Source organism: Geofilum rubicundum JCM 15548, from assembly GCF_000974365.1.
Taxonomy (GTDB): Bacteria; Bacteroidota; Bacteroidia; order Bacteroidales; family Marinilabiliaceae; genus Geofilum; species Geofilum rubicundum.
Window position 1 is genome coordinate 18,805 of the sequence record NZ_BAZW01000020.1, and the last position, 26,645, is coordinate 45,449.

Genomic DNA, 26,645 nt, shown 5'->3' on the forward strand with positions numbered 1-26,645 from the left:
TTTCTGCGGTCAAATGCTCGGCTTGTTTTTTTTTAATGAAAACTCCCCTGACATCAGATTTGTCAGAGGAGCTTAGTTATTTGTTCTTCAGTTCCTGAAAATGACCGGATGTTTTAACGCATTAATCGAATAAAATAGACGCCTCCGGCAATGGAGTTGTCGTGGGCTTTGAAGGTGAGCTTCATTTTTCCGTTCTGATTCAATGCTTTGATGTTTTCCGGTATGGTATAGTCCACCTCATAAAAGGTGTTGCCTTTGGAGCCATCCAGCTGTACAGCAGCTAAAACCTCATCGTTTAAAAGGATGTCGAAACTTCTGTTGGCATCTCCTCCGAAATACGTGATACGCAATTTGGCCGCTTCTGCCTGCGGGTCGTTTAAATCGTAAGAGAACCATCCGCTTGCATGGCGCCAGTGGCGGTTTTGGTGAATGCCTGCTTCCGACTTTTCACTTTGGAAATTATGATCCGATTCCGGCTGTTGTTGCCCGGTATCAATCCGGTCAATGGTCTCGGCTTCCAACGCCATGGCCGCTTCTTCCTGTTCCTTTAATAGCTGTTGTTGCAGGGCAAGCTCTTCGGTTGAGGTGGTGTTCCAATAGAGGATGTACCGCTGATCATGGATCTTGTAAAAGGGAATAAGTTTTAAATCCCGGGCTGATTCGGGATAAAGCAAATCTCCGGTCGAAAAGGTTAAAGCCTCACCATCTATGGCTAGAACCTGGTCGGACCAGTTCTGGTCATCCGTTATGAGTACCGGTGCTTCTTTCCGTGAAATGAGCTTTCCGTGAGCGATGTGTCCCATGCGACTGTCATCGGCAATGAGGCCATCGGTGTCTTCATTTCCAACAGGGGCAGCCAATACCAATGGTCCGTGCATTAAAGCCAGGTAAGGCGACTCGTCGGGCAGGTACTCCCCATAAGTATAGGTGTCCAGCGTCACTTCAACCTGATCATTGTTTTGCCACTCACGGTTAAGGGCCAGATAAGTGCCGGGCTCGCTTTTAGCTTTTACTGTTTCGCCGTTGATTGTCACCGAGAGCGCTTTGTGGTCGTTCCATTTCGGGTGACGAATAAATAGCGTCATTTGAGTTGGCGCGGTTGTATTTACGGTGAATAAAGTTTGGTTGTTTTCTGGAAAGAGGGTCGACTGGGTAAGCGTCAAGCCTTTTTCTTCCCATCTGACTTCAGAAGGAATGAAGAGATTGACATAAAGGTTATTCGCATCGTGGGCATAAATCAGTTCACCATATTTGGCATGGTTTTCAATGCCCGAACCAACGCAGCACCAGAAAGTCTCCTCGGGATTGGAATAAACGCGGTAGTGCTGGGGGCGCATGGGGGTAAAATAGACCAGTCCGCCATGTGTCGGGTGCTGAGACGACAAAATGTGGTTGTACATGGCCCGCTCATAGTAGTCGATGTATTGTAGGTCATTGCTGTTGTGGTACAGCTGCTTGGATAGTTTCATCATGTTGTAGGTGTTACAGGTCTCGGGACCTTCCCTGGTTTCAATCATGGATGAAAAATCATCGGCCGGATGAAAGTACTCATGGGTGGAATTACCACCAATGGCTACACTGCGGTTTTTAACCACGGTCTCCCAGAAAAATTGAGCGGCACTGTGCCAGGCGCTGTCGCCAGTCAATTCCGCAATGCGCATAAAACCAATAACCTTCGGTATTTGGGTGTTGGCATGCATGCCCGTTAGCTGGTCTTTGTGTTCCAATAAGGGATTCAGCAGGGTATGGTGTGACATTCTTCTTGCCAATTCAAGATGTTTGGGATTGTTGGTGACCGCGTAAACATTGGCCAATGCATCGTTCATGCCACCATGTTCCGAAATGAGCATTTGCTGCATTTGCTCATCTGTCAGTTGACTGCAGACTTCCACAAAATAATCACTCAGGTCGGTAAGGATATCCAGTGCCTGTTGATGACCGGTATAAAACCAGGCGTCATACAGCCCGGCAAATAACTTATGAATATTGTAGAGGGGTACCCATTTACCATTCAAGGAGAAGCCGCCGGCATTGATTTGGCCTTTGGCAATTTCTTCCCACATGGCTTTGCCACCCGGTATTCCGCCAACATAGCCGTTGCCATTGGCTGCCTGACAAAGGGCCAGTTCTTCTATCATATAGTCGAGACGCTCACGGGCTTCCTCGTGGTCTTCCGAGGCCACCATCAGCGCGAGCGAGGTGAGGTAATGGCCGGCCGTATGGCCATCCAGTCCGGTATTCTCCCAGTTGCCATAACGCGGTGCTTTGGGCTCCAGTCCGGCATCAATTAAAAAGGGAGCCAGCAAACGGTCGGGGTCGTGCGCCATGACATATTCTGAGTTGACTTTGCTGGCGTGTAAAAAGGGACTGTCGAGCAATTTCACGGCTGACAAGGGAAAGGCCTGGGGAGAACTGGAAGTCTCGGTGGTTTTATCGTTGCATCCTGCCAGAGACTGCAGGAGTATGGAAAAAACGATTGGTGTAAAAAAGGATTTTTTCATAGGTTTTGTTTTGACTGAATTGACTGTTTTAGAGCTGCTAAAATAATCAATAATATGCGTTGGCTTGAGGATTTTTGTGGAAAAATGGCAGACAAACCGTGATGTTCTTTGAAACAAATACGCAACCGCTACCCAAGGTAACGATTGCGCCATTCTATTATCGTGTGGAAGACCATCAACTTTATCAATCAAAGGAAGATTAAACCTACTCCAGCCAGATCTCCTGAAGATAATATTCCAAAGGTTCCGGTTGATAGTCATCGGTAGCCGGTACTAAACTGATTTGGAGCGTTTCAATAGCTTCCGTTTCCAGTGAATCACTTGGCCAATAAGGGGCCAGCCACGACATGAAGCCAGGATAGGGTCGGGGAACAATGGCAAATTGAGTCGGTGATAACTGGTCGATAGGGATTTTGTATATGCCATTTTCCTGATGGAGGGTTATACGGTGGCCATAGGACATCCCTCTGCTATCTATTAATGCCACCTCAAGGGTTGGTTTGGCACTATTGAGACTTTGACCTTTAATCACCAACTTCGATTTCTCGCCCAAATTTTCTTTTCTTCCCTTTATTTTATCTCTGAAGCTGTACTTAAAGGTGTAAATACGAATGCTTTTTTCGCCCATCTCATTTAAGGGGATTTCATCTAAATGGTGAAGTAGTTGACTTTGACCCGCTTCATAAGTCGGTTTTAGCTGAATGCCAGGCAGCCATGGCCGCATCGTATTTTTCCAATCAGATGCTGCATTCCATAGCACAATAGGCGCTTCGGCCGGCAATAGGTTGAGCGCGTATGTGCTTCGGTCGTAATAATCCCATTGTCCCGGACGCCCATCGAGACCTGCCGGGAATGTTTTTTGGCCATCCTCCATTCAGGGATGATGTTGTACTCTATGGTGCCGTGTGCGCTCAACTCCTCAGGTATTATTAGTTCGTACCTATCCTGGCCCACATATTCGGCTTTCAGGGTTTGATGTTTTCCTGGCAGTAACAGGCGTACTTCAACTTGCCGGGGCAATTGCGGGGCAATGAGCTCAAAGGCGATTTTGTTGTTTTTACCGGCCGATTGGATGAGCGCTGTTTCGTTTTTGACCAGGGTGATATTGAGGTTTTGTTGGGGGGCCACAAACTCATTGATGCGTATGTTTTTGTATTCGGTATCGGTTGAAATCTGCCGCTTACTTCCTGCTTTTTGCAGTAGGTAAACGCCCGGTTCAATCTCAAAACTCCCATTTTTGGCCAATGCTGAATGCTTGTTTTGGTCATTGATGCCCAAAATGGAAAAGTCCATGCCCAAAACCGGCAGGTCAATTTGCATGTCTCTTTTGTTATAACTGACGGCAGCCACTTGTCTTTTGGGACTGATGGGGGCGTAGGGGTCCGACAGCCAATGGGCATCTGGCATGACCTCCAGTCGCCAGGTGTTTTCGTCCAGCTTGTCGAGAAAGTAAGCACCCTTGCCGTCGTACCTGACGATGGGGGAGTTGCCATATCCGGCAATTTCCTGTAATTTATCCGCTGCCGGAGGATGGGTTAAGGTGTGGTTTGAATAGAAAAAGCGGGTGTTGGTCACCATTTCTGTCAGGTCATTGCTATAGTCTATTCTGAAGTTTTCAAAGCTGTTGTTTTCCGGATAGGAGCCATAGCTTTTATGCAAGGGCACCTGATGAAAAACAGCCGAGGCTATTTTCAGACTCAGCGCCTTTTGCGGCGCATAGGGCAGACTCATGTAATGGGTGCCGTAATTGCTGTTGTAGGGTGCCAGAAACATGGCGTCGTAGTCGAATTGCGTAGCTACCTGCATGCCTGCCGTTCTGAAGCTTCTGGCCATGGCCGGATACATGTAATTGCCTTCCACATCGGCGGCATCAAACTCATACACCAATTTGGCTTTTTTCTTGAATCGGGCATCCTCTGCAAAGGGTATCTCATATTCATTGACATGGGGAAGGAAGTTGCCGTTGATTTGTTGGTTGGCCACCAGATTGGTGGGGTACCATTGAAAGGTGCCACCTTGCACATCGGCGTCGAGGTAGGCATCCATGAGGTGGATGCTGTGACTCATGTTATAAAAAACGGGCTTCTTGGTACCGGTGCCCCGCATGGCTGCTACCATACGGTTGATAAAGGTTTTAACCTCGTCATAAGTCCCGCCGTGATGGGGCTCATTGCTTATTTCAAAGGCAATGATGTCGGGGTCGTCTTTATAGGCAATGCCCGTATGGGGATTTACATGATGGAGGAACTGCGCCAGATAGTTTTCCTGAGCTTTGATGGCCTCCGAATGGGTTAAGCAAGCGCCTTTACCATATTTGGTAGCGAATCCGGGTGTGTCGAAATCCCTTTCGGGCCAGCCATTGCCCCAATAGGCAATGGGGGTAATGACGAACTTCATGCCGCGTTTTTTCATTTCGTTCACGGCGTAGTCAAACAGTCTGAGGTGGTCGTTTTGTAATAAATTTCCCACCGAATCAGAAATTTCCGTATCCCAAACATGCACCCGATAGAGGTCAAAATCGAGTCGGGCAAAATGATAAATGTCCTGTTGAATGGCCTCCTCATGAGAAATGCCCAAACGTTGGGCCATGCGGTAAGCATGGGCAAAGGGAACAGAGTAGTTAACCCCGAAGCCCTGCACTTCAGACTGGTCTTTATGCCATCTGATGATCCCATCTTTATCTACGTAGGTTCCTTCTGCTTTTGGTGCCTGCGCGAAGGCTGCCATTGAAGACAGCCAAAAGGCTAAGCCTATAATCCCTCCAAATATCTGTCTCATAATTCTTGTTTCTTATTTATATCCAGTCGATAAACAGCCCGGTTTTTTTGTTAAAACAAATGTCGTCAAGGTATTGATGGCCGGATAATGGTCAAAGAAAATGCCGGGGCAGGGTTTTATACCTACCCCGGCATTTTTGTCTTAATTATTCAGCAAGCTCAAAAGAGCAGGTGTTGGTGATAAAGTTAATGGTAACATTGTAAGTGCCTGCCGCCAGACTTTGATCGTCGGTCAGGTTGTTTCCCAAATAGTCCAGTGATTCAAACGAGCCACCATAGTATCTGTTCCACGATTGATCCAGTTGAATTCTGAACCCGTCGGGCGAAGCAGTAGAAACGGTGGCCGTGCCGGTGTAAATACCTGTTTCTGCTTTGGTGAGCACTACACTGGTATAGTCCCATACGTTATTCAGCCCTGTAATATACACTTCATTTCCCAAAAAGACATAGGATGATTGGGTTAAGTTGGCAATCAAGTCATAGGTGCCGGCAGCTACACTGGCATCATCGGTGATGCCTTCAGCAGAATAAGCCAGAGTGCCTTCACTTCCACCGAAAAACAGATCCCAGTTATTGTTCAGGTATATTTTAATGCCCCACTCTGACGGCTGTTCGATGCTTACTGAAGCTGCAAAAGTACCCACAGAACTGGTTTCCGTCATTGGCATTAAATCCCATTGATCATTTAGTCCGCTATAGTGCACTTCGCTGACTGCTGTGTGACTGTAGGTCAGATTTTTAAGGTCGGCCTGCATCAGATAGAGTCCCGGATCAGGGGCCGTGATGTTGTTGGCACCTTTAAACTCAAGCGTTCCTTCTGTAGCCCCCATTTTATAAACCTCCGTCCACTCATTTAACTCAAGCGACATGTTGTACCCCCATTTAGAGTCTATATTCACAACTCCGGCAAAGGTAGAGTCCATGTCGCTCACCAGGCGCAGGTAATTGTTGAAGGTCCAGTCGTCACCATTGTCAATACCCGGCAGATAAAGGTATTCGCTGATGGGGTCCTCAATAACGACAGCGCCGGAGGTGATGGTATAATTGAGGTTGGTGGGATTCGCCAAAAATATTTCCAGCGTGTATTCCCCGGCTGTGGGTACAGTGAATGCAGTGGCTTCATCGCTAAAACTATAATCGATAGAATTTTCGTCACCCGGAATTATCGCGAAATCTTTGTCGATGGCTGCCGCGTCAACTGTTCCGGTAGTCCGGTCGTAAAATTTTGCAGGACCGCTCACTGTAAATTGGGCATGGTCGGCTGTGGTCGTAAAGGAAATCAGCCACGAGACCTCCGTTCTGTTAAAGGTCATTTCGCCTGTCACATCCCCTTCTACGGTAAGGGTTGGGATGTAAGTCGCTGTCCATTCTCCGTTGTTGGTACTCAGGGTGGTATAATAGGCACCCCCCAGGCCTGGAAACCACATATTCCAATGGTTTTCTTCATCGTTGAACAAAACAAACTCATTGCCATCCACATTCAGATTTCCCCAGGTAGTGGCATCTCCTTCGCGAAGGTACCAGCCCATCCATCCGGTGGCGTTCATAAAGCCATGGTATTCTCCGTCGCTCTCGGGTGAATAAAGGAAATGGCCCGTTTCTTCTTTGTCGCCATTCAGGATGAAGCCTTTCGACATGTCAATGGCAAAGGGTGTCACATCAACCGATATTACCTCGCTGTATTTGGGTGCTGTGTTTTGACCCAGTGCGGCCTTGGACCGGAAGTAGATAGGGGCACTTTCCCAGGGAGCCATGTTCATGTTTTTGGCCAGCGTGTTCAAGGTCAGGCCCGTCATGATGTGTGGATTGGCCGACGGATTGATGCTAATAATGTTTTCGAAATCAGCACTTGTTGAGGCTTCGATTATCACTGAGGGAATGGAGGCGGGCGCTTCATGGTGCCATCACTCAGACTCAGCGTGCTTTCTGTCCATGAAAAGGCCAGGACCGGCGTCTCCTGATTGTCGGCCGTTAGAATAATGTCTGTAACGTCGCTGGATAGCTGTGAGGTCTCAAAACCTGACACAACTATCAGGCCTCCTTCTTTTTCGCACGACCACATGGCCAGCAAAATCAGGAGAGCACCTATATAGGATTGAATTGTTCTCATAGTATTACATAATTAAATGGTGTCAAAAAACTGGTGTCAAAAAACAGCATATTTTTCAGTCTTTGTAAGAAAGCGTCAAAGACTAATTAATAGTTGTCATTCCATAGATTTGGATTGGCCGAAAGTTCGGTAGCAGGAATCGGGTAAAGGTTGTACTTATTGTCAACCGCCTTACCATCCTGTACACCACCTTTCCACTGCCAGACATACTTGTCGGTGGTGAAACTGTCGAAACGTACCAGATCGGTGCGACGCACCGCTTCCCAGTAGAGTTCACGAGCCCGTTCATCCAGGAAGAATTTGTATGGAATGGCCCCCACCGTGGCTGTCAGGTCCTCCTGAGCCACCTGAGCCGCATTTCTATGGTTGCGCAGTTCATTCACATAGCTTAGGGCTTCCGTTAAGTTGGTGTTGGTTCGTGCTGCTGCTTCAGCGTACATCAGGTAGGCATCGGCTAAACGAAAGAGGGGGAAGTCTATATCCACACCATCATTTTCGGTGTTGGAGGCTACAGAACCATCGTCGGTCAGGTTGCTCCACTTGGTAACAAAATAGCCACCGGTGCGGTCGCTGACTCCGCCATCCATGTACTGATCCTGACCATCGGTATAGAACATGGCCCTGTCATCGTTGTCCATATCGAACAAAGCAGGCACTTCACCTCTGATGCGGAACATGCTCCAGGCATTGGCAATGCCTGTTGTTGCGGCAGCCGGACCGTAGTCGGTATCTACCTGTCCACATGCCAGATAGGTCGTGGCGCCCCAGGATACAACGTTGCGACTGTCCACCACCAGGGGGAAGATGATTTCCTGGCCTTTTCCTACCCGCTGGTGATTGTCGGCGTTGAATAATTTGGCATATTCCGGCTCCAGCATATAGCTTCATCCATTACCTTTTGCGAATAGGTCATACATTCGCTGTAGTGATCACCGGCATTGTAGGTTGCTGCGTTCAAATACATGCGGGCCAGCAGCATCCAGGCCGCTGCCCTGGGGGCACGTCCGTAGTCCGTATGATCGGCATCGGTCATTTCGGCACTGCATTCAATGAGTTCTGTCTCAATGAATTCAAATATCTCAGCAGCCTCCCATCTTTCAGGAAGCGCAGCACTGCCAATCAGATTTTCATCGGCAAAGGGTACGCTACCAAATAAATCCATGGCATGGAAATAGGCCAGAGCTCTTAAAAAGCGCGCTTCTGCCCGAAAGGTTCTGATGGCCGTTTGTTGCGCTTCTGTAAAGCCGGCAATTTTGCTGTCGGTGCTGTTTTTAAGAAATTCGTTACACAAGGAAATGGAATAGTAAGAACGGTAGTACATATCGGCCACCCAAGGATCCTGTGCATCCCAGGTCAGGAAGGTAAGGTTACCGATATTGTCACCTTCGATCCAGGTAGAGCCGATTTCGTCGGTGCCGGCCTCCTGCATGTTAAAGTAGCAGCGCATATAATCGTAGCCGTTGTTACTGCTCAGATCCGGGTCTTCACCCCCTTTCCCCTGTCCGGCCGTTACAAAAGAAGCGTAACATTTGGCCAGGGCGGATATGTAATTGTCGGGATTGGCGTAAACGGATTCCGAAGTCTCTTCGATGTTCGGATATTGATTCAGGTCGTCCGTGCAAGCTGAAAAGCTGGCCATCCCTACCACCAATAATGTATATAGTATCTTTTTCATCTTTACATGATTTTTTGGTAAGTTGTTTGTTTAGAATTCCATTCCCAGACTCAGTGAAAAAATTCTTGGGCGGGGATAAAATGAGGCGTCCATTCCATTGGGAACTTCCGGATCAACACCTGTATAGTTGGTGATGGTGAAAATGTTTTGCACCATGGCCGTGGCATTCAGGCTCATAAAATGGGTGATTTGCCCGAAATTGTAATTCAATGTCAGGTTATCCATTTTCAGAAAAGAAGCGTTTTCTACATAGTAGTCCGACAGATACTGACGGCTTTTAAAGCCTGTCTCCAGATAGCTTTTGTTCAGATTGTTCAACTGGTAGGAGTTGTAGGACATGGTGCCGAGGGCACCTGTGTTCATCGACATGCCGTTGTAGACATAGTTGCCGATGTTGGCACGCAGACTGGTGCCCATTGTCCACTCTTTATACCGCACAGATGTGCTGAATCCCAAAATGTAATCCGGAGCAGGGGAGTTGTAGCGGTACAAATCATCTGAATTAATGAGTCCGTTGCCATCCACATCAGCGTAAGCGCCTTCAATTGGTTGGCCGCTCTCATCGTAGAGTTGATGGTAGACATAAAACATGTTGGGCGCATAACCTTCGGTCAATACCTGGAAGTAGTAACTGTCGATGGTGGGTCCAGCCGATGAGTTGGTAATTTCGGTACCCTCAATAATGGACAGGTTTTTAATGGTTTGGGTTAGCCAGGAGGCGTTTAAACTAAGGTCCCAGGTCCAGTTGTTGTTGGCAACTGGCGTGGCATTCAATTCAAATTCAATCCCTTCGCTGTCCACGTTGCCGACATTGGTCAGGATGGTTTTGTCGAAGTTGGTTCCGGCAGGTGAGGGAACTGTGGCCAATAAATCTTCCGTCTGGCGGGTGTAGTATTCAATGGCTCCCGACAAGCGGTTATTGAATAAGCCGAAATCCAATCCGTAATTATAGGATTTTGTGGTCTCCCATTTGAGGTTGGATACGTAGGCTTCTGGTCGGTAGGTGTTGATGGGCGTGTTGCCAAAAATGTACTGGGCGCCGGTCTGGCTAATCGTATAAACCGGCAGGTAGCCATAGTTGCCGATGCCTTCTTGCTGACCGGTAATTCCGTAACTGGCACGTAGCTTTAAGTTGCTTAATACATCGAGACCTTTTAAAAAGGACTCCTCAGACAGTCGCCATGCCAGGGCCAGCGACGGAAAGGTTCCCCATCGGTTGCCTTCGTTAAAACGTGAGGTGCCATCCTTCCGGACGGTGGCTGTCACCATGTAACGGGAAGCCAGGGCGTAATTGATTCGACCGTAGTAAGATAACAATGTGTGGCGCTGGTCTTGAGCAGCCACCGGGTTTTGAACCTGACCATCGACATTGAGCACTTCATAATAGGCCGAGGTGCTTTTCCACGATTGAAAATCATAACCAGCTGTGATGTCCAGTGTGCTGTTGAGCTTGTCTAGTTGGTTGTTGTAATTGAAATAAGTTGTCAGCAATTGATTGTCCTTTTTCTGAGGTCCGTATTGGTAATCCCGGCCCCCCGAAACAAAGAACTGGGCGGCAGAGGCTGGCACAAAAACCGCTCCTTTTCCCTCGGCGTAATCATATCCTAAAGTGGTATGAAATCTGAGCTCGGGTAAAAAGTGAAATTTATAATCGAGGTCGAAGTTGGAAATTACCCTGTTCACGTCACTGGAAGAATGGTATTGCTTGAGTAATCCCACGGGATTAATGACCGCTGAGGTCACCGGAGTACCATCCGATGCAATGGCTTCTGTGTAGCCGCCAAAGTCGGGGGAGCCAGAAGATACAGGTATGGTTGGGTTGAAAGTGGCACCACCCCAAATGGCTCCAGCGGCAAATTGGTTTCTGTTCAACGAGCCTTTAATACCCATATTCAATTTCAGGTGTTCATCAAAAAAGGTAGGTGAAACGGAAAGATTTCCGGTAAAACGTTCGGCATTGTCCGTTTTAAGAATGCCATCCTGAGAATAATAGCCCAATGATAGGCGGTATGGCAAGTTTTGGACTTGTCCCGATAGACTCAGGTTGTTGTCTGTACCAAAGGCCACCTGGAAAATTTCGTCGTTCCAGTTGGTATTGGATGAACCCAGAAGATCGCGTTGAGCGGGAGTCCCTTCATTGTTCACCACATTTCTGAATTCTTGGGTAGAAAGCATGTCGGCCAGTTTTGTTTTAACCTGCAAAGAGTTGGTGGAGCTAAAACTGACCCTTGTTCTGGCAGAGCTTCCCTTTTTAGTAGTGATGATGATGACACCATTAGAGGCCCGTGAACCATAGATGGCCGTTGACGAAGCATCTTTTAGAACCGTCATGCTTTCGATGTCGTTGGGATTAATCAAACTTAGGAAGTTGTTATTGTTTCCACTAATCCCGCCCTGTTCCAAGGGGACGCCGTCCAGCACAATGAGTGGATCGTTACTGGCGTTAAGAGAGGCGCCACCACGAATACGAATGGACGAACCTGCCGTGGGCGAGCCGCTGTTGGACATGATTTGTACACCTGAAACTTTTCCGTTGATGAGTTGTTCGGGTGAGCTGATGATACCTTTGTTGAAATCTTTGCTGTTCACATTGGAAATGGCGCCCGTCAGGTCGCCCTTTCTTTGCATACCGTAGCCAATGACCACCACTTCATCGAAACTGATAATTTCTGATTCTAAGCGAATGAGGAAGGAACTTTGTCCGCTTACCGGTATTCTTAAGGTTTTATATCCCAAATAAGAAATGACCAGGGTTTCATTATCCGAAACCGGGATGGAGAAATCACCATTGATATCGGAAATAACTCCCCGTTGCGTACCTTCTATTATGATGGTGGCACCCGGAATGGATTCCCCGCTGGAGGCTTCAATAATTTTTCCGCTCACCTCTTTTTGTTGGGCCGATAACAGCAGGGCTATGCTCCACATCAAAAGAAGCATTCCCAACCGTCTGCCATTACTTGTTATTTTTTTCATAGGACTTGAATTGAGTTTGTTTTTATTTAAGGTTGATGCTTAATGAGTTTTCAGAAAGGTTAGGGCTTGAAGCGCTAACTGTCAGGGTGCTGTCTTTCCCGGATTTTAACAGAACGGTGGCAATCCCGGCTTCGGCAGAAATTGGATTGGTACCGATTATTTGGGCGTCACCTGTCACTTTGAAGCGTATCATTTGGTCCGCATCCGGTAGAATGGTGCCCGCCTGATCGATAATGGCCGCATAGAGAAAAACCATATCGCCATTACTCTCCAGAGGGCGTCCGCTTTCATCGATCCAAAGTTTTAAAGAAGCAGCTTCTTTAGGCGTTTTTTGGGTAGAAGAAGTGACTTCCTTTCCATTCACAAATCCTTTGGCGGTGATTTCGCCAGCAGCAAATTCTTCCAGCCGGAAAGTGAAAGGCGGCTGAACCAAATGGGTGCTGTTGACGTCTGTATCGGGCTTTTGTCTCCCAACACTGGCGCCGTTTACCAGTAACTCGACTTCCTCGCAGTTGCTGTAAATTTTTACATCCAGAAATGTCGGGTCGTTATAGAAGTTGGCCAGGTGGACAAAAGGCTGGTTGAAAGCCTCCTGGGCAAATTCGCCTATACGTGCCTGACTCTTATAGAAGTAAAAGGCAAATTTGGGCAGTCTGAAAATATCCATGATGCCTGATGCTTCCAGATCGGGCGCATAGCCCCGGTTGTAATCAAACATGAGCCAATTGGCATCTCCGGCAGGGCTTCCCTTTCGGTTGCTGTTGTGGGCTTCCTGGTAGTTGAGGGCTTGCTGTGCCAATCGTTTCTGCCCATATCCCCTTAACTGACGGGAGTTTCTTTCGTCGGAGGTCAGGTCTTCAAAGGCCGTCTGGTTAAAACCGGCATTTTGTGCATAGTATTCCCAGTCGCCATACTCAGCAATGAAAATGGGTTTTTTGTCGTAATGGTTCCAGTAATGAGGGGGTTGGCCATGCTGACGGGCAGGAATAAACACATCGTAGGTGGCTTCTATCCAGCCGCAGGTATAGACGTCCTGACTGGGATACTCTTCTTTAACTGCCTGGTGGGCTCCCTCGATGAAGGATTTTGGCATGCGGGTTTCGTTGAGCGCCGCTTCCCAAAGAATAATGGAGGCATGGTTTCTGTCGCGACGCATCATTTTACGCACATCTGATAGGGCGTTAGCTCGAAAACATCATCGCCAAAGAATTGCCAGCCTGGTATGGCGTCCATGACCAATAGTCCCAATTCGTCACAGGCCTCTAAAAAAGATTTGGAGTGGGGGTAATGAGATAGTCGGACGAAGTTAAAGCCAGCTTTACGAATTTTATAGGCATCCCGGTAGTTGGCATTATCGGATAAGGCATAACCAATGTAGGGGTATTCCTGGTGACGATTGGTGCCTCTTAAGAAGAGCGGCTCTCCATTCAACTCAAAGCCACTGTTGTGAAATCCAAAGGTTTTTATGCCAATACGTTCTGTTGTGCGATCCACCAGTGAATCGCCCCTGTAAACCGCTACCTCCATGGTATATAAATAGGGGGAGGAGGGCGACCACAATCGGGGCTTTTCAATGGAAAAGTCCAGTTTGAAAAGTCGATGGTCGTTTTGGTTAATTTCCGTAACGGGTGTTTGTTGAGTGGCGATGGTTTTTCCGTCCCGGTCTTTCAGCAATGCTTTTACAACGGCCCTGGCCGGCGAAGCCGACGTGTTTTCAAGGTCTGCCTGTACCTGAATATTGGCGCTGGCTTCCGAAACCTCGGAATAAGTAATCATGATCCCCCTGCCGCCACTCTGTCGGCCCCAATGGGATCCGAGATATGTAAGGGGTCCTTGACCACCAGCCATACATTCCGGTAGATGCCACTGAATAGGTTGAAATCCAGTTGATCGATGGGTTTTCCGGGTGGCACCTGGGGGTTGTCTTCGTTGTTGAGGTGTACCAGAATGGTATTTTCCTGGTCCATTAGGATATGAGGGGTTATGTTCACATAAAATGGGAGGTAGCCCCCGTAGTTGGTGGCTATTTTTTGGCCATTGATAAAGACTTCAGCCACTTGCATGGCGCCCTCAAAATGTAAGGCGATGTGCTTGTTATTAAGTTCAGGCGCCGGGGTAAAAGTTTTTCGGTAAAGCGCATTTCCTTGCCACTGTTGGTCTTCGATGACCAAAGGTTCAAGGTGCGCAGTGTGGGGAAGATCAACCGTTTCCCATGTCAGGTGGGTGCTGTCAGAAATCATTTCCGGCGTAGCGTCTTTCACAAATTCCCACGAATCATTAAAGAGGGTTTCTCTCGTATGTTTGAGGGTTTCTGGTTTCTTTTCAGAACAAGCCGATAGAATTAAAGCCATGAATACAAGTAGTGTGCTATTTCTCATTTATCGTGTTTTTTATTTGGTTGATAAAGCAAGACCTTGGTAGGTCGCCGTCGTTTAATTATAGCAGTCAAAGATAGATGCCTATTAAAAAATGTTATTTTCCGTATCATGCAATAGTTTGTCTAAATCTTACATTTTTGTAAGGCGGTTTTTTGTTTATTTGATATATTGCAGTCGATTAGGGTTTTAAGTTGTTGTTGTTTTCTGTCCTCGAATGAACATGATGAAAATGGTCTTGGATTTAGTGTTAAAAAAAGTTTTGGTTTTTGCCTGTTGTTGCCTGTCAGTTAAACGACTGAATGTGCTATGGGTGATTTGGATTTTATCGTGGAACTTCCAAGTGACAGCTTCAACGGTCCAGCCCTTTTTCTTTTTCAATTTAACGGTGAAGGATGGGCTGAGTTCCAATATGACCAACTCTATTGTGCAGGATCAATATGGCTTTATGTGGATAGGCACTCAGGAAGGTTTGTGCCGGCATGATGGTTATAAAATGTTGTATTTCCAAAGTGGTGCCGATCCCAACAGCCTTTCATCTAATAATATGAGTGCTCTGTTGTTAGATGGCGATCAGTTATGGATTGGAACCTGGGATGGCTTAAATGTGATGGATGTGCAGTCGTTTGAGAATAAGCGGCTGGACACAGGTAAAGCAAGAGTTATACGGACCATCTATAAAGATGATGCAGGCCATATTTGGGTGGGAACCTCCGAGGGCATTCTGATTTTTGAAAAAGGGACCTCTTCCTATCATCAAATCACCACAGCCAACAGTGGTTTAAGTCATAATATGATTCGATCGTTTCACCAGACCCCGGATGGCGATATATGGATTGGTACCTATGACGGACTCAACAGGTACCGAAAAGGAGTGATAACTTCCTATGATTTAAAAGGTGACTATAAGCCTTTGTTGCAAAATAATTTGATTTGTACAATAGTTCCTTCTTTTGGCGATCAGGATAGTGTGTTGTGGGTGGGCACGGAGACAGGCTTGGTTCGTTTTAATGTGAATAGTTTGGATTACAGTCTTTACAATTCTACCAATACCAGTTTTAGTAATGAAGTCATCAAAACCATTTACACCCCAAACGATTCGCTGTTGATACTGGGAACCGATTTTGGATTAAATATTTACAATAGGACCACGGGCTCTAATGATATTTACTACCACGATCCGCTCATTGATAATACCATTGTCAGTAACGTGATTTGGGAGATTTTTGAAGACCGGCAAAATCGACTTTGGTTAATTACCTCCAATGGTGTGAGTATTGTGGACCATTCAGTGCCTTTGTATCAATTTCACGAAGCGTATTTTTTCAATGATCATCCAAGGATAGGCAATCAGGTTCGGGACATTCTAATCGCTTCTGACCAGACGGTTTGGCTGGCAACCATTCATGGTGTGGTTCACCACGACCGGGAAAGTGGCACAACACGAATGTTCTCTTCCACATCCAAACCCCGGCACAGGATTTTGCTGGATAATGTTTATTCCCTGCAGGAAGACCATTTGGGGAGAATATGGATGGGTACCGCCGGGGGGATGAATGTATGGGATGAGAAGCGTCAGAAGATGTATGCCATTACTGCCCATCCACAAAATGGATTAACCAGTAATTATATCAGCCATTTTTATTTGGAAGAGGATGGGACGGTTTGGCTCACTGCCTGGAAGGTGGCCTTTTTAAGGGTGGTAGTGACTCAAATGATCCCATGGATCTCAAATTTGTACGTGTAGATGAAGATGGCAATGGACGGATGATCATGGCTGATTCTGTTATTTATTATGGAAGCAGCAATGAATTGTGGCGGTTTAATACGTCATCGTTAGAAAAGAAAAGGGTGGGTTTGGTTAATGAAGCCATTGGCAGTCATTCTATTTCGGGGCTGACATTGGGTGAAAGCGGGGCATTGTGGATTGGAATTGAAAATCGCTTAATTCAGTATTTTCCCGATAAGGATAGTTTAGCCAGCATCATTATTGATACCGGGAGTCCACAAAAACTGATGAACTTACAAGTGGATGCGAGGGGGGATATCTGGGCCACCACGCAACAATCCATTATTAGGGCCAGGGCCCGGACGAATACGTACACCACCATTCCCTTATATAATAATTTGCCCATGAAGAGCTTTTATGGCTACGCTTCAGCTCGGTTGCCAACTGGTCATTTGTTGTTTGGCGGGGACAACGGATATATTGAAATGGATCCCGAGCAAATTAAATTTTCAGATGAACGTCCGGAAATATTTATAACAGGATTGAGTATCAATAACGAGGTAGCCCTGCCTGCTGATTCAGTGGGGGTGTTGGAAATAGATATGGCTTTTAATGAGCGTTTAAAACTCAAATACAACCAAAACTCGGTTTCCTTTGAGTTTTCCACCCTCGATTATTTATTTCCAAATGTCAGCCAATATTCCTATCGCTTACGACCTGTCCAGGAAAATTGGTTGAATACGTCGGGCGATAAAAATTTTGCCGTTTTTGCCAATCTCAAGCCCGGAACCTATTCCTTTGAATTGCGGGGCACCAATCATCTGGGTGTCTGGAGCGAAGTGAAGCAGGTGGATATACAAATTTCGCCTTCCATATGGTTGAGCAAAGGGTTCTTAACCTTTTATATTCTGTTGATTGTTTTAATGACTTATGGTGTGTTCCGCATTTATTCTTACCGCCAGCGATTAAGGGGTGAACTACAGCTGGTCCGCTTGGAGCAGCAGCACAGTGAGGCCATGTATCAATCAAAAATACAGTTTTTTACCAATATATCACATGAGTTTCGGACACCCTTAAGCCTGATTATTCCGCCCATTCAGGAATTGTTGAACCACCATACCCTTAGTCAAAGTCAGTCGAGGATGTTGAACATGGCCCACCGAAATGCACAGCGGCTTTTCAAACTGGTTAACCAATTGCTTGATTTCAGGAAAATTGAGTCTTCGGGATTGGAATTGCTGAAGGTAAAAGTTGAATTGATGGTCTTTCTTAAAAGGGTTTTTCATTCCTTTGACGATATGGCCTCCCGCCATGAAGTTGATTACCGGCTAGAATTGCCTGAAGAGCCGGTGATTGTGGATGTGGACGATGAAAAATTAGAAACCATTGTGTTTAATTTATTGTCCAATGCCTTTAAATACACCCCTTTTGGAGGGCAAATTATATTGCGACTGGGCATAGAGGGACAACAAGTGAAAATCGTTGTAAAGGACAATGGTCCGGGTATTCCACTTGAGGATCAGGCCCATATTTTTGACCGGTTTTATCAGTCCGGCACCGGTAAGTCACAGAAAGTCGGATCAGGCATAGGCTTAACGCTTTCAAAAGAATATGCCCGACTGCTCGGGGGGACTGTGAGTGTTGATAGTGCGCCTGAAAAGGGCTGTGAATTTGTATTGTGGTTTCCTCATCATAATCAACCCCATGTTGAGTGGCTCGAGAATCCCGAAAGAATAGTTCCACAGGTAAGCATTGGTGCTGAAAAATTACCTGTGGAAGATATGGGGACAAAGGATGCGCAACGCATTGTTTTGATCGATGATAACGAAGATATCCTTGATTTTATGGAATTGAATCTCAGGGGAAGATACCAGGTGCATTGTGCCGGTAACGGACAGCAAGGACTGGATTTGGTGGCCAAAGTACATCCGCATTTAATCATCAGTGATGTGATGATGCCGGTGATGGATGGTTTCGTGTTTTGTTCATTGGTGAAGCAAAACAAAGCCACTGCGCACATTCCCGTTATTCTGTTAACAGCCAAAAGTCTGGACCTCTATAAAACGGAAGGCATGGAAAAAGGGGCAGACATGTATATTACCAAACCCTTTGACATGGATTATTTAAAATCCTGCATCGCCAGTGTTTTTCGGCGCGATAAGCAGTTGGAGGATTTTTTTACGCGCAGTTTGGTATTGAATCCTTCCACGGATGGGGAGCGAACGGGTGGAGAGGAGGAATTGTTTTTAAAAAAGGTGATGGCCGTTATTCAAAACAATATTTCAAATCCCGACTTATCGGTTGAAATGATCAGTCGTGAAATAGGCCTGAGTGCCACCCATCTATATAGAAAATTAAAGCAGTTCACGGGGTATTCGACCAAGGAAATCATCACCAACTACCGCATGCAAAAGGCCGCAGATATGCTGCAAAACAAGCATGGCAATGTTACGGAGATCATGTATGCAGTTGGCTTTTCAAGTCTGGCCAGTTTTTCACGAAATTTTAAAGGCCGGTTTGGGGTGGCTCCCTCGGCTTATGTCGCCGGAGAGCAACCCGATACGCTTATACCATCCCCGCAAAACCCATAAAGGCCAGTGCCAAAATGCCGGCAACCACCAAGGCGATGGGAGCACCCTGCATGCCTTTTGGAATTTTCATCAAATCCAATTGTTCCCGAATACCGGCAAAGGTTATTAAGGCCAGTCCAAAGCCAACGGCAGATGCCGTGGAGAAAACCACCGCTTCCAGAATGTTGAATTCTTTACTGACCGTCATGATGGCCACACCCAATATGGCACAGTTGGTGGTGATCAATGGCAAAAATACGCCCAGGGCCTGATAGAGTGGGGGGCTTACCTTCTTCAGAACGATTTCAACGAGCTGAACCAGAGAGGCAATGATCAGAATAAAGGAGATGGTTTGTAAATACGTGATGCCAAAGGGGATGAGGATGAGATCCTGAACCAGCCAAGTGACTATGGTGGCTATGACCATCACAAAGGTGACAGCGCCGGTCATTCCGATACCCGTAGAAATGCGTTTGGATACACCCAGGAAGGGACAAATTCCCAGAAATTGGGCCAATACAATGTTGTTGACAAAGATGGCCGATATGATAATCAGAAAATAGCTCATAATATAAACTCCTTATGCTTTTTTGAAACGGTTGATGATAGCTATGAGATATCCCAGTGCGATAAAGGCACCCGGCGCCAAAACAAATACCAGCATGCCGTAATCTTCCGGATAAATGGCCCATCCAAAGAAGTGACCACTGCCCAATAGTTCACGCACACCACCCAGCATGGTTAAGGCCATGGCGAAACCAAGTCCCATTCCGGCACCATCTATCACAGATGAGCCAACGGTGTTTTTAGAGGCAAATGCCTCGGCTCTTCCCAGAACAAGGCAGTTGACCACAATCAGGGGAATAAAGAGCCCCAGTGATTCAAACAATGAAGGCATGTAGGCTTGCATGACCATTTCCACAACGGTTACAAAGGCGGCAATGATCACAATGAACGCCGGAATACGCACTTTGTCGGGAATGAAATTTTTTACCATGGAAACCACGATGTTGGCCATTACCAATACAAAGGTCGTAGCCAATCCCATTCCCAGTCCGTTAATGGCCGATGAGGTTACCCCCAGTGCGGGACACATACCCAATAGCAGGGTAAATACGGCATTCTCTTTAAAGAAACCTTTTGAAAAGTTTTTCCATTGATTCATTCTGCGCCTCCTTCCTCTTGTTTGGTTGCTGAACTGGCGGCATCCGCCTTTTCGGTAAATGTTTTGTAGGCCACTTCAACCGCGTGTAAAAATGCCCGTGAGGTGATGGTTGCCGCAGTGATGGCATCCACTTCACCACCATCCTGTCTGACTGTTAGCCGGCTGGTTCCCGGATTTTTCCCGATGATGCTTTTGGTGTCTTCGCCACCCTCGGCTTTGGCTTTAATTCCATAAAACGCATCGAAAAAAGCACTGCGGCTTTTTTCTTCTGCTCCGGCTTCAGCAGGCTTAAACCAATCGTCCATTTGTGTTCCCAGACCCGGTGTTTCTTTGTGCTCTAAAATCTGGTAGTTGACGATGTCACCATTGGGTTTCATGCCAACCATTATTCTTATTTCTCCGCTGAATCCTTTGTTGGTCACACTCTCAATGGCAGCACCAATAAATTCACCCTCTTTTTTTGCCGGGAATACTTTAAGGACGAAGCCTTCGTCTGATTGAATTTCATACATTTCAGCTGCCGGATCGTTGTCAAACCCGGGCATTACCAACTCAATAGCTTCTTGCTGCTTGGCCGTAGCTGCCGCTTCAATGGGAGCCTTGGTCAACTGGTAGATAAATCCCAAAGAACTGCCTGCTATCGCTGTTACAATAAGCAATGTCAGTACCATATTTGGGAGTGTAGATGCGCTTTTACCCATTTTATTGATGTTTTTATGTTTTATGCTTTTTGAGTGGCTACTTTTTCGCCAAAGCGTTTGGGTTTCATGTATTTGTCGATGAGCGGCGTAAAGGCGTTCATGATCAGTATGGCAAATGCGATGCCTTCCGGATAGGCACCGTAAATACGGATGGATACGGTAATGACACCAATGCCAACGCCATATAGCAACATGCCGTTGACAGACATAGGCGAACTGGAATAATCAGTGGCCATGAAGAAGGCCCCTAACAGTAATCCTCCGTATAGTACATGAAACATTGGGGTGGCATTTGTTGTGGGGTCAATTAAATACAATATGCCGGTAAAAATGGCCACAGATCCGACAACTGCTACAGGAATGTGCCAGGTGATAATTTTTTTGACCAGCATATAAACCAAGCCAATGAAAAAGGCGAAACCTGTTATTTCTCCTACCGATGCTTCCATAAATCCCCGAAAGAGATCCAGATAGGAAGGTATTTCTGTTATCAATTCTGAAAAGGGTTTACCTGAGCCCAGTCCCTCTTTAATAATCGAGAGCGGCGTGGCACCTGTGGTGGCATCCAGATAACTGGTGCGGGAAACGACTGGAACCGGCCAGCTGGTCATTTGCACCGGAAAGGAAATCAATAAAAAGACCCTTCCACCAATGCCGGATTGAAGGGGTTTTGCCCCAGGCCGCCAAAGGACATTTTTCCTATGCCAATGGCTACAGCAGCGCCAATTATAATGAGTCCGATGGGAATGTTGGTGGGCAGGTTGAAGGCCAATAACAAACCTGTAACGGCCGCTGAGCCGTCCATGATGGTGCTGGGCTGTTTTAACAGATATTTTTGAATCAAATGCTCAAACAGCACGCAGGCCAGAATGGATGTCACTGTGACTATTAAAGCCCCTATCCCGAAAAACCACAGCGAGGCTGCCAACGCCGGCAGCAAGGCGATGATGACCCCGTACATGTTTTTTTTCACTGAGTCTCCACTGTGAACATGGGGGGATGGTGATACAATTAATCTCTCCATAATATTTTTTATCAAATATCAGATCTTGTGCTTACTCTATTTATTTTATTCGGCTTCGCATGATTTGTCCCACCTTGCCTTTTCCCAAGCGGATGTAATCCAGCAGAGGACGTGAGGACGGGCAGGTGAAACTGCATGAACCGCATTCGATGCAATCCATTATTTTTTCTTCCTCGGCGCGATCCCAGATGGCTTTTTCGGCCAGGGTCATCAGCAGGTAAGGCGACAGTCCCATGGGGCAAACCGACACGCACTTGGAGCAGCGTATGCAATTTTCGACCGGTTTTCGGCCGGCTATCTCTTGCGGCATGATGAGGATGCCTGAGGAGCCTTTGGTAATAGGAATGTCTGTGGAAGTCAGGGCTTTTCCCATCATGGGGCCACCACCGATGATTTTGCCGGTATCTTCCGGTAAGCCGCCGGCTGCTTCAATTAAGTCGGCAACAGGGGTACCTATTCTTGCCAGATAGTTGCCTGGTTTTTTAACCGACAGTCCGGTAACCGTCACTATGCGCTCAATCAGGGGCTTATTCTTTTGCACGGCTTCGTATACCGCATAAGCTGTACCTACATTTTGCACCACCGCACCTACCTCAATGGGAAGTTTTCCGGAGGGGATCTGGCGACCGATACACGCGTCGATGAGTTGCTTTTCACCGCCCTGTGGGTATTGCACTTTTAATGGTTGTACGCTTATGCCCGGGGTGGCTTCGCAGAGTTGAGACAGATGCTTGATGGCATCTGGCTTATTGTTTTCAATGCCAATGATGGCTTTATCTACCTTGAGGGCGCGCATTAGGAGTTGAACCCCAATGAGCATCTCTTCACCTTTTTCCAACATCAGACGATGATCGCTGGTCAGGTAAGGTTCACACTCGACGCCATTGATGATTAAAATGTCGCAGGTTTTTCCAGGAGGGGGGGACAGCTTGACATGCGCCGGGAAAGTGGCTCCTCCTAAACCAACAATGCCGGCTGCTCCAATGCGTTGAAGAATTTCTTGAGCAGTGGCACTTATCTCTTTTTTGATGTCGGGAGAGCGGTCGATGCCTTCTTCCCATTCATCGCCCTCGGTTTTTATGATGATGGCCGTGCGCCTGTAGCCTGAAGCATCTATTACATTATCGACCTTATCTACTTTGCCGGATACTGGCGAGTGAATGTTGGCCGATACAAAACCGGATGATTGGGCGATGATCTGTCCCACCTTCACTTCATCGCCTTTTTTGACGATAGGGCTGGCAGGGGCGCCGATATGTTGTGCAATAGGTATGGTGACCACCGGAGGTGCCGGCAATATTTCAACGGGACGGTCGGCAGAGCGTTTATTCTCTGCCGGATGTATGCCCCCAAGTGAAAAAGTTTTTAACACGTTTTGTCCTCCTATATTTTGTTGCAATTAGTTGGCTTGTTTATGTCTGATGAGCTGAGTCTCTCTATTCAGCCGGCGCCTGTTCGGGCGTTTCTTTCTCCACCTTTGGTTTTCTGGGTGGAAAATTGAGTTCGTGAATGGAGTTGGTGGGACACACTTCAACACATTTACGGCACAACTTACATTTTTCGTAATCGATGTAAGCCAGGTTGTTATCCATGGTGATGGCGTCGTAGGGACAAACTTTCTGGCACTTGCTGCAACCGATACAGGCAACGGCGCAAGCTTTTTTAGCCACAGCGCCCTTGTCGTGGTTGACGCAGCTGACAAATATCCTTCGGCTCTTGGGTCCCTTGTTGCGCAGTTCAATGATGTCTTTGGGACAAGCCTCAACGCAAGCGCCACAGGCTACACAGCTGTCCTCAATGATGACTGGCAGGCCGGTTGCCTCGTCCATGTACATGGCGTCAAATTGGCAGGATTGCACACAGTCGCCACAACCATAACAGCCATAGGAACACCCCGTTTCTCCACCGTATAAGGCGGCAGCCACGGCGCAGGAAGTGGCTCCCTGATAGTCGGTTAATTTGGGTCGGTGCTCACAAGAGCCGTTACACCTGAGTACGGCTACCTGTGGTTTGGCTGAACCTGCTTCCTTTCCCAGAATGGCGGCTACATCCGACATGGTGTCGGCTCCGCCCACGGGGCAGTTCATGGAAGATATGTCGTCGGCTTTAACCAAAGCTTCCGCAAAAGCCCTGCAACCCGGAAAACCACAGCCACCGCAATTGGTAGCGGGAAGGGCCTCTTCAACCTGATCAATCCTTGGGTCTTCAAATACCTGAAATTTCTTCGATGCCAGGTAAAGTATCACCGCAGCAATTGCCCCTAATCCGGCAAGCGTAACTATTGTAATCAGAACTACGCTCATAATGGTTATTCGTTTATTGATTTAATGGTAAATTGGAATCTTCTTTTCATGGCCTTGTCGGCACTCCTTATAATAAGATAGTAGGGAAGCAGTATCAGTAAGGACATTAAACCGGCCAGGCTTTCATTGTTGGTCAGTTCAAAGGTGACAAACAGAGCAGCCATAATGAGGACTACCGGCAATATATATGCCCACCATGCGGCCTGTAAGCTTGAGCACTGGAGCCAACAACCATCACCTGGTCGCCCGGTTGAAAGTTACCCGAAGGTGCCACATTCACTTCCTTCTCTTCCATGTCTGAAACGGAACAGGCTCCCTTGGCGTGACAAGAGGCACAAGCGGAGAGACTGATGATCTTCACTTTTATGCCTTTGTCTGTCACTTCATCGACAATCCCCTGATGTTCTATTTTTTGCATCTGTCTTTATGTTTTCTAAGGCTTTTGCGACCTTTCAATCTGATTAAATGATAGAGCAGGGTGAAGCAAAAGTATGTAATCTGTACGTAATCCTGAATGTAAAGATATCAGTTATAGGTAGTTTCTATTTAGAATAAATAAAAATAACAAGATGTTAAATTGTGTTTCTTGCTGACAACAAGCAGATTGTATTGCAATCTTGACATTGCAAAATAGGTTTAATAATGTCAGTTAAAGTGACCGTTTTATTTAACGGGGAAAGGGTCAGGTCTATTTTAGATGATGGAATTCAATTCTTCAGAATTTCCGACATTATGATTATATTGCAAGATGAATTACTGGTGGCTGGCCCGTGGGGCCTTTTTTACTGAACCCTTTTGAAAGAAACTATACAAGATAACCGATATGCCTAAACTGATTAAAATTAAATGTTTAAACACCAATAAAGTGATTGAGGCCCCCCGGGGCATAAATTTGATGGAAGTCGCCGAACGTTGTGAGGTTCAATTGCCCAACCCCATTTTGGGAGCCATGGTCAATAATCGGGTTCGTGAAAGCTCCTATGAATTTTTCCATCCCAAAACCGTCCGCTTTTTTGATATTACCCAGGTCGATGGCATGCGAATGTATATTCGCAGTCTGTCATTTGTTCTGTATGCCGCTGTAGAGGCTTTGTTTCCGGGGGCAAAATTGAGAATTGAACATTCGGTGAGCAAGGGGTTTTATTGTGAGTTGGATAATCTGAGGGGGGAACTGACCGTACAGGACACCATTAACCTGGCAGAGAAAATGCGAGAGCTGGTGGCACAGGATCTGCCCTTTATTCAGGAAAAGGAGGAAACGGAAGCTGTTATCAGGATGTTTGAAGAAAGAGGGCTCACTGATAAGTCGGATTTGATCCGGCACCGGGGGCAATATTATACCACTTATTATCGCATGGGTAATGATGTGGGTATGTTTTATGGTTTTTTGGTGCCATCCACCGGCTACCTGCAAGTATTTGATGTCAATAAATACTACAATGGTATGTTGCTTCGGGTTCCACGGTATAGTGATCCTTCCATGGTGGAAGATTTGGTCATTCAAAATCAGCTTTTTGAGATTTTTAGGGAGTTTAGCCAGTGGAGCAAGATTTTGAATGTGACCAAGATCAGTGATTTGAACAAGTCGGCCGGTAATGGAAAGGCCGACACCCTGATCAAGGTAACCGAAGCGCTGCATGAAAAGAAGATCGCCAATATTGCGGACCGGATTGCTGCCCGAAAAGATAAGATAAAAGTGGTGCTGATTAGCGGACCTTCGTCCAGCGGAAAAACCACCTTTGGGAAACGATTGGCCATTCAGTTGCTGGTAGCCGGCATGAAGCCACTGAATTTGTCGCTCGACAATTACTTTATCGATCGGGAGCACACGCCCAGGGATGAAAGTGGTGAGTATGATTTCGAGGCCCTGGAAGCCATTGACCTGAAATTATTCAATCAGCATCTGGTCCAACTGCTGGAGGGACAGGAGGTGGCCATTCCCAAGTTTTCGTTTGAAACCGGGGAACGTTTTTACGACGGGGAAACCATGAAAATGGGACCACAGAACATTCTGATAATAGAAGGTATACATGGTCTGAACCCCGGATTAACGCCATCCGTGCCCGATGCCGCTAAGTATAAAGTATATGTGTCCGCCTTGACTTCGATAAATATCGATGACCACACCCGAATTGCCACCACTGATAACCGACTGATCAGGCGCATTATTCGGGATTACAAATACCGAAAGTACTCTGCGCAGGAAACCATCGGCCGCTGGGCCAGCGTTCGCAGGGGGGAGGAGAAGCATATTTTTCCCTATCAGGAGGAAGCAGACGTCATGTTTAATACCGCGCTGTTGTATGAATTTTCCGTTCTAAAACCTTTGCCGAGCCCATTTTGCTGGAAGTCCAGCCCAATCAGCCTGAATTTGCCGAAGCCAACCGCTTGTTGAAGTTTTTCAACTATTTTAAACCCATGCTGCCACGCGAAATTCCACCGACTTCTATTCTGCGGGAGTTTTTAGGGGGCAGCAGTTTTAATTATTGAGGAACAAGTTACACTGAGGTTCACGGAGAATTTATGGAGAAGCACAGAGGAAATGTTTTTTGTATAAGCGCTTATGCCGTTCAAGTTAATAAATCGATTGTAAATGTCATTTTGAGAAGAATGAGGGTTTGTTAATGTAATTAGTAGAAAAAGAAAAAGCGACAAAAAATACATTTTTACTTGACAGTATTGATTTTTTATGATAATTTGGTGACTCATTATGAATCCTTAATTATAAACCCAAAAATC

At 46.6% G+C, this 26,645-nt stretch carries 21 protein-coding genes and 1 pseudogene; 3 read left to right on the forward strand and 19 right to left on the reverse strand.

Features of this window, described 5'->3' with window-relative positions:
• Positions 1-113 precede the first annotated feature (113 nt).
• The 11 genes from JCM15548_RS10435 to JCM15548_RS23815 form a co-directional block, all read right to left on the reverse strand.
• The gene (locus JCM15548_RS10435) at positions 114-2,501 is read right to left on the reverse strand and encodes a glycoside hydrolase family 127 protein (protein ID WP_062125044.1); all 2,388 of its coding nucleotides are present in this window, start codon (positions 2,499-2,501) and stop codon (positions 114-116) included.
• A 205-nt stretch (positions 2,502-2,706) separates the two neighbouring features.
• A complete protein-coding gene (locus JCM15548_RS21945) occupies positions 2,707-3,225 on the reverse strand; it encodes a hypothetical protein (protein ID WP_062125046.1) in 519 nt (172 codons plus the stop codon).
• Positions 3,195-5,279, reverse strand: coding sequence for a cellulase family glycosylhydrolase (locus JCM15548_RS10445; RefSeq protein ID WP_062125054.1), 2,085 nt, complete (start codon positions 5,277-5,279; stop codon positions 3,195-3,197). Before JCM15548_RS10445 ends, JCM15548_RS21945 begins: the two co-directional genes overlap by 31 nt.
• 145 nt (positions 5,280-5,424) lie before the next feature.
• Entirely contained in the window at positions 5,425-7,149 is a 1,725-nt protein-coding gene (locus tag JCM15548_RS10450) for a DUF5114 domain-containing protein (protein WP_062125056.1), read from the reverse strand.
• Positions 7,146-7,388, reverse strand: a complete 243-nt coding sequence (locus tag JCM15548_RS10455) for a hypothetical protein (RefSeq protein ID WP_062125058.1) — start codon at positions 7,386-7,388, stop codon at positions 7,146-7,148. Before JCM15548_RS10455 ends, JCM15548_RS10450 begins: the two co-directional genes overlap by 4 nt.
• 86 nt (positions 7,389-7,474) lie before the next feature.
• Positions 7,475-8,266 (reverse strand): RagB/SusD family nutrient uptake outer membrane protein, encoded by a 792-nt coding sequence (locus tag JCM15548_RS23795; RefSeq protein WP_227625698.1) that lies wholly within the window; start codon positions 8,264-8,266, stop codon positions 7,475-7,477.
• A complete protein-coding gene (locus JCM15548_RS23800; RefSeq protein WP_227625699.1) occupies positions 8,212-9,063 on the reverse strand; it encodes a RagB/SusD family nutrient uptake outer membrane protein in 852 nt (283 codons plus the stop codon). The genes JCM15548_RS23795 and JCM15548_RS23800 overlap by 55 nt, the downstream gene beginning before the upstream one ends.
• Positions 9,064-9,093: 30 nt before the next feature.
• Positions 9,094-12,039, reverse strand: a complete 2,946-nt coding sequence (locus JCM15548_RS10465; RefSeq protein WP_062125060.1) for a SusC/RagA family TonB-linked outer membrane protein — start codon at positions 12,037-12,039, stop codon at positions 9,094-9,096.
• Between the two features lie 22 nt (positions 12,040-12,061).
• Positions 12,062-13,198: a DUF4982 domain-containing protein gene (locus tag JCM15548_RS23805; RefSeq protein WP_227625700.1), complete on the reverse strand. Its 1,137-nt coding sequence runs from the start codon at positions 13,196-13,198 to the stop codon at positions 12,062-12,064.
• The gene (locus JCM15548_RS23810) at positions 13,195-13,815 is read right to left on the reverse strand and encodes a glycoside hydrolase family 2 protein (RefSeq protein WP_062125064.1); all 621 of its coding nucleotides are present in this window, start codon (positions 13,813-13,815) and stop codon (positions 13,195-13,197) included. Before JCM15548_RS23810 ends, JCM15548_RS23805 begins: the two co-directional genes overlap by 4 nt.
• Positions 13,812-14,417, reverse strand: a complete 606-nt coding sequence (locus JCM15548_RS23815) for a sugar-binding domain-containing protein (protein WP_062125066.1) — start codon at positions 14,415-14,417, stop codon at positions 13,812-13,814. Before JCM15548_RS23815 ends, JCM15548_RS23810 begins: the two co-directional genes overlap by 4 nt.
• A 310-nt stretch (positions 14,418-14,727) precedes the next feature.
• Here JCM15548_RS23815 and JCM15548_RS21635 point away from each other — a divergent pair, with 310 nt between their 5' ends.
• The gene (locus JCM15548_RS21635) at positions 14,728-16,161 is read left to right on the forward strand and encodes a ligand-binding sensor domain-containing protein (protein ID WP_162198215.1); all 1,434 of its coding nucleotides are present in this window, start codon (positions 14,728-14,730) and stop codon (positions 16,159-16,161) included.
• Positions 16,137-18,734, forward strand: a complete 2,598-nt coding sequence (locus JCM15548_RS21640; RefSeq protein ID WP_157482655.1) for a hybrid sensor histidine kinase/response regulator transcription factor — start codon at positions 16,137-16,139, stop codon at positions 18,732-18,734. Before JCM15548_RS21635 ends, JCM15548_RS21640 begins: the two co-directional genes overlap by 25 nt.
• Here JCM15548_RS21640 and JCM15548_RS10490 read toward each other — a convergent pair.
• From JCM15548_RS10490 to JCM15548_RS26720, 8 genes and pseudogenes are all read right to left on the reverse strand, one after another.
• Positions 18,709-19,281 (reverse strand): electron transport complex protein RnfA, encoded by a 573-nt coding sequence (locus tag JCM15548_RS10490; protein WP_062125069.1) that lies wholly within the window; start codon positions 19,279-19,281, stop codon positions 18,709-18,711. The genes JCM15548_RS21640 and JCM15548_RS10490 overlap by 26 nt on opposite strands.
• Positions 19,282-19,293: 12 nt before the next feature.
• Entirely contained in the window at positions 19,294-19,878 is a 585-nt protein-coding gene (locus JCM15548_RS10495; protein ID WP_062125071.1) for an RnfABCDGE type electron transport complex subunit E, read from the reverse strand.
• Positions 19,875-20,549 carry an RnfABCDGE type electron transport complex subunit G gene (locus JCM15548_RS10500; protein WP_227625701.1) on the reverse strand — a complete coding sequence of 225 codons (675 nt, stop codon included), beginning with the start codon at positions 20,547-20,549 and terminating at the stop codon, positions 19,875-19,877. The genes JCM15548_RS10495 and JCM15548_RS10500 overlap by 4 nt, the downstream gene beginning before the upstream one ends.
• A 50-nt stretch (positions 20,550-20,599) precedes the next feature.
• Positions 20,600-21,603, reverse strand: a pseudogene (locus JCM15548_RS26315) (RnfABCDGE type electron transport complex subunit D).
• A 40-nt stretch (positions 21,604-21,643) separates the two neighbouring features.
• Positions 21,644-23,002 carry an electron transport complex subunit RsxC gene (rsxC, locus tag JCM15548_RS10510; protein ID WP_227625702.1) on the reverse strand — a complete coding sequence of 453 codons (1,359 nt, stop codon included), beginning with the start codon at positions 23,000-23,002 and terminating at the stop codon, positions 21,644-21,646.
• A 37-nt stretch (positions 23,003-23,039) separates the two neighbouring features.
• Positions 23,040-23,906, reverse strand: a complete 867-nt coding sequence (locus JCM15548_RS10515) for a Fe-S cluster domain-containing protein (RefSeq protein WP_062125073.1) — start codon at positions 23,904-23,906, stop codon at positions 23,040-23,042.
• Positions 23,907-23,911: 5 nt separating this feature from the next.
• Positions 23,912-24,070, reverse strand: coding sequence for a SoxR reducing system RseC family protein (locus tag JCM15548_RS26715; RefSeq protein ID WP_262487002.1), 159 nt, complete (start codon positions 24,068-24,070; stop codon positions 23,912-23,914).
• An 8-nt stretch (positions 24,071-24,078) separates the two neighbouring features.
• Entirely contained in the window at positions 24,079-24,324 is a 246-nt protein-coding gene (locus JCM15548_RS26720) for a SoxR reducing system RseC family protein (protein WP_062125074.1), read from the reverse strand.
• Between the two features lie 447 nt (positions 24,325-24,771).
• Here JCM15548_RS26720 and JCM15548_RS10525 point away from each other — a divergent pair, with 447 nt between their 5' ends.
• Positions 24,772-26,301, forward strand: coding sequence for a nucleoside kinase (locus tag JCM15548_RS10525; protein WP_227625703.1), 1,530 nt, complete (start codon positions 24,772-24,774; stop codon positions 26,299-26,301).
• Positions 26,302-26,645: the final 344 nt, after the last annotated feature.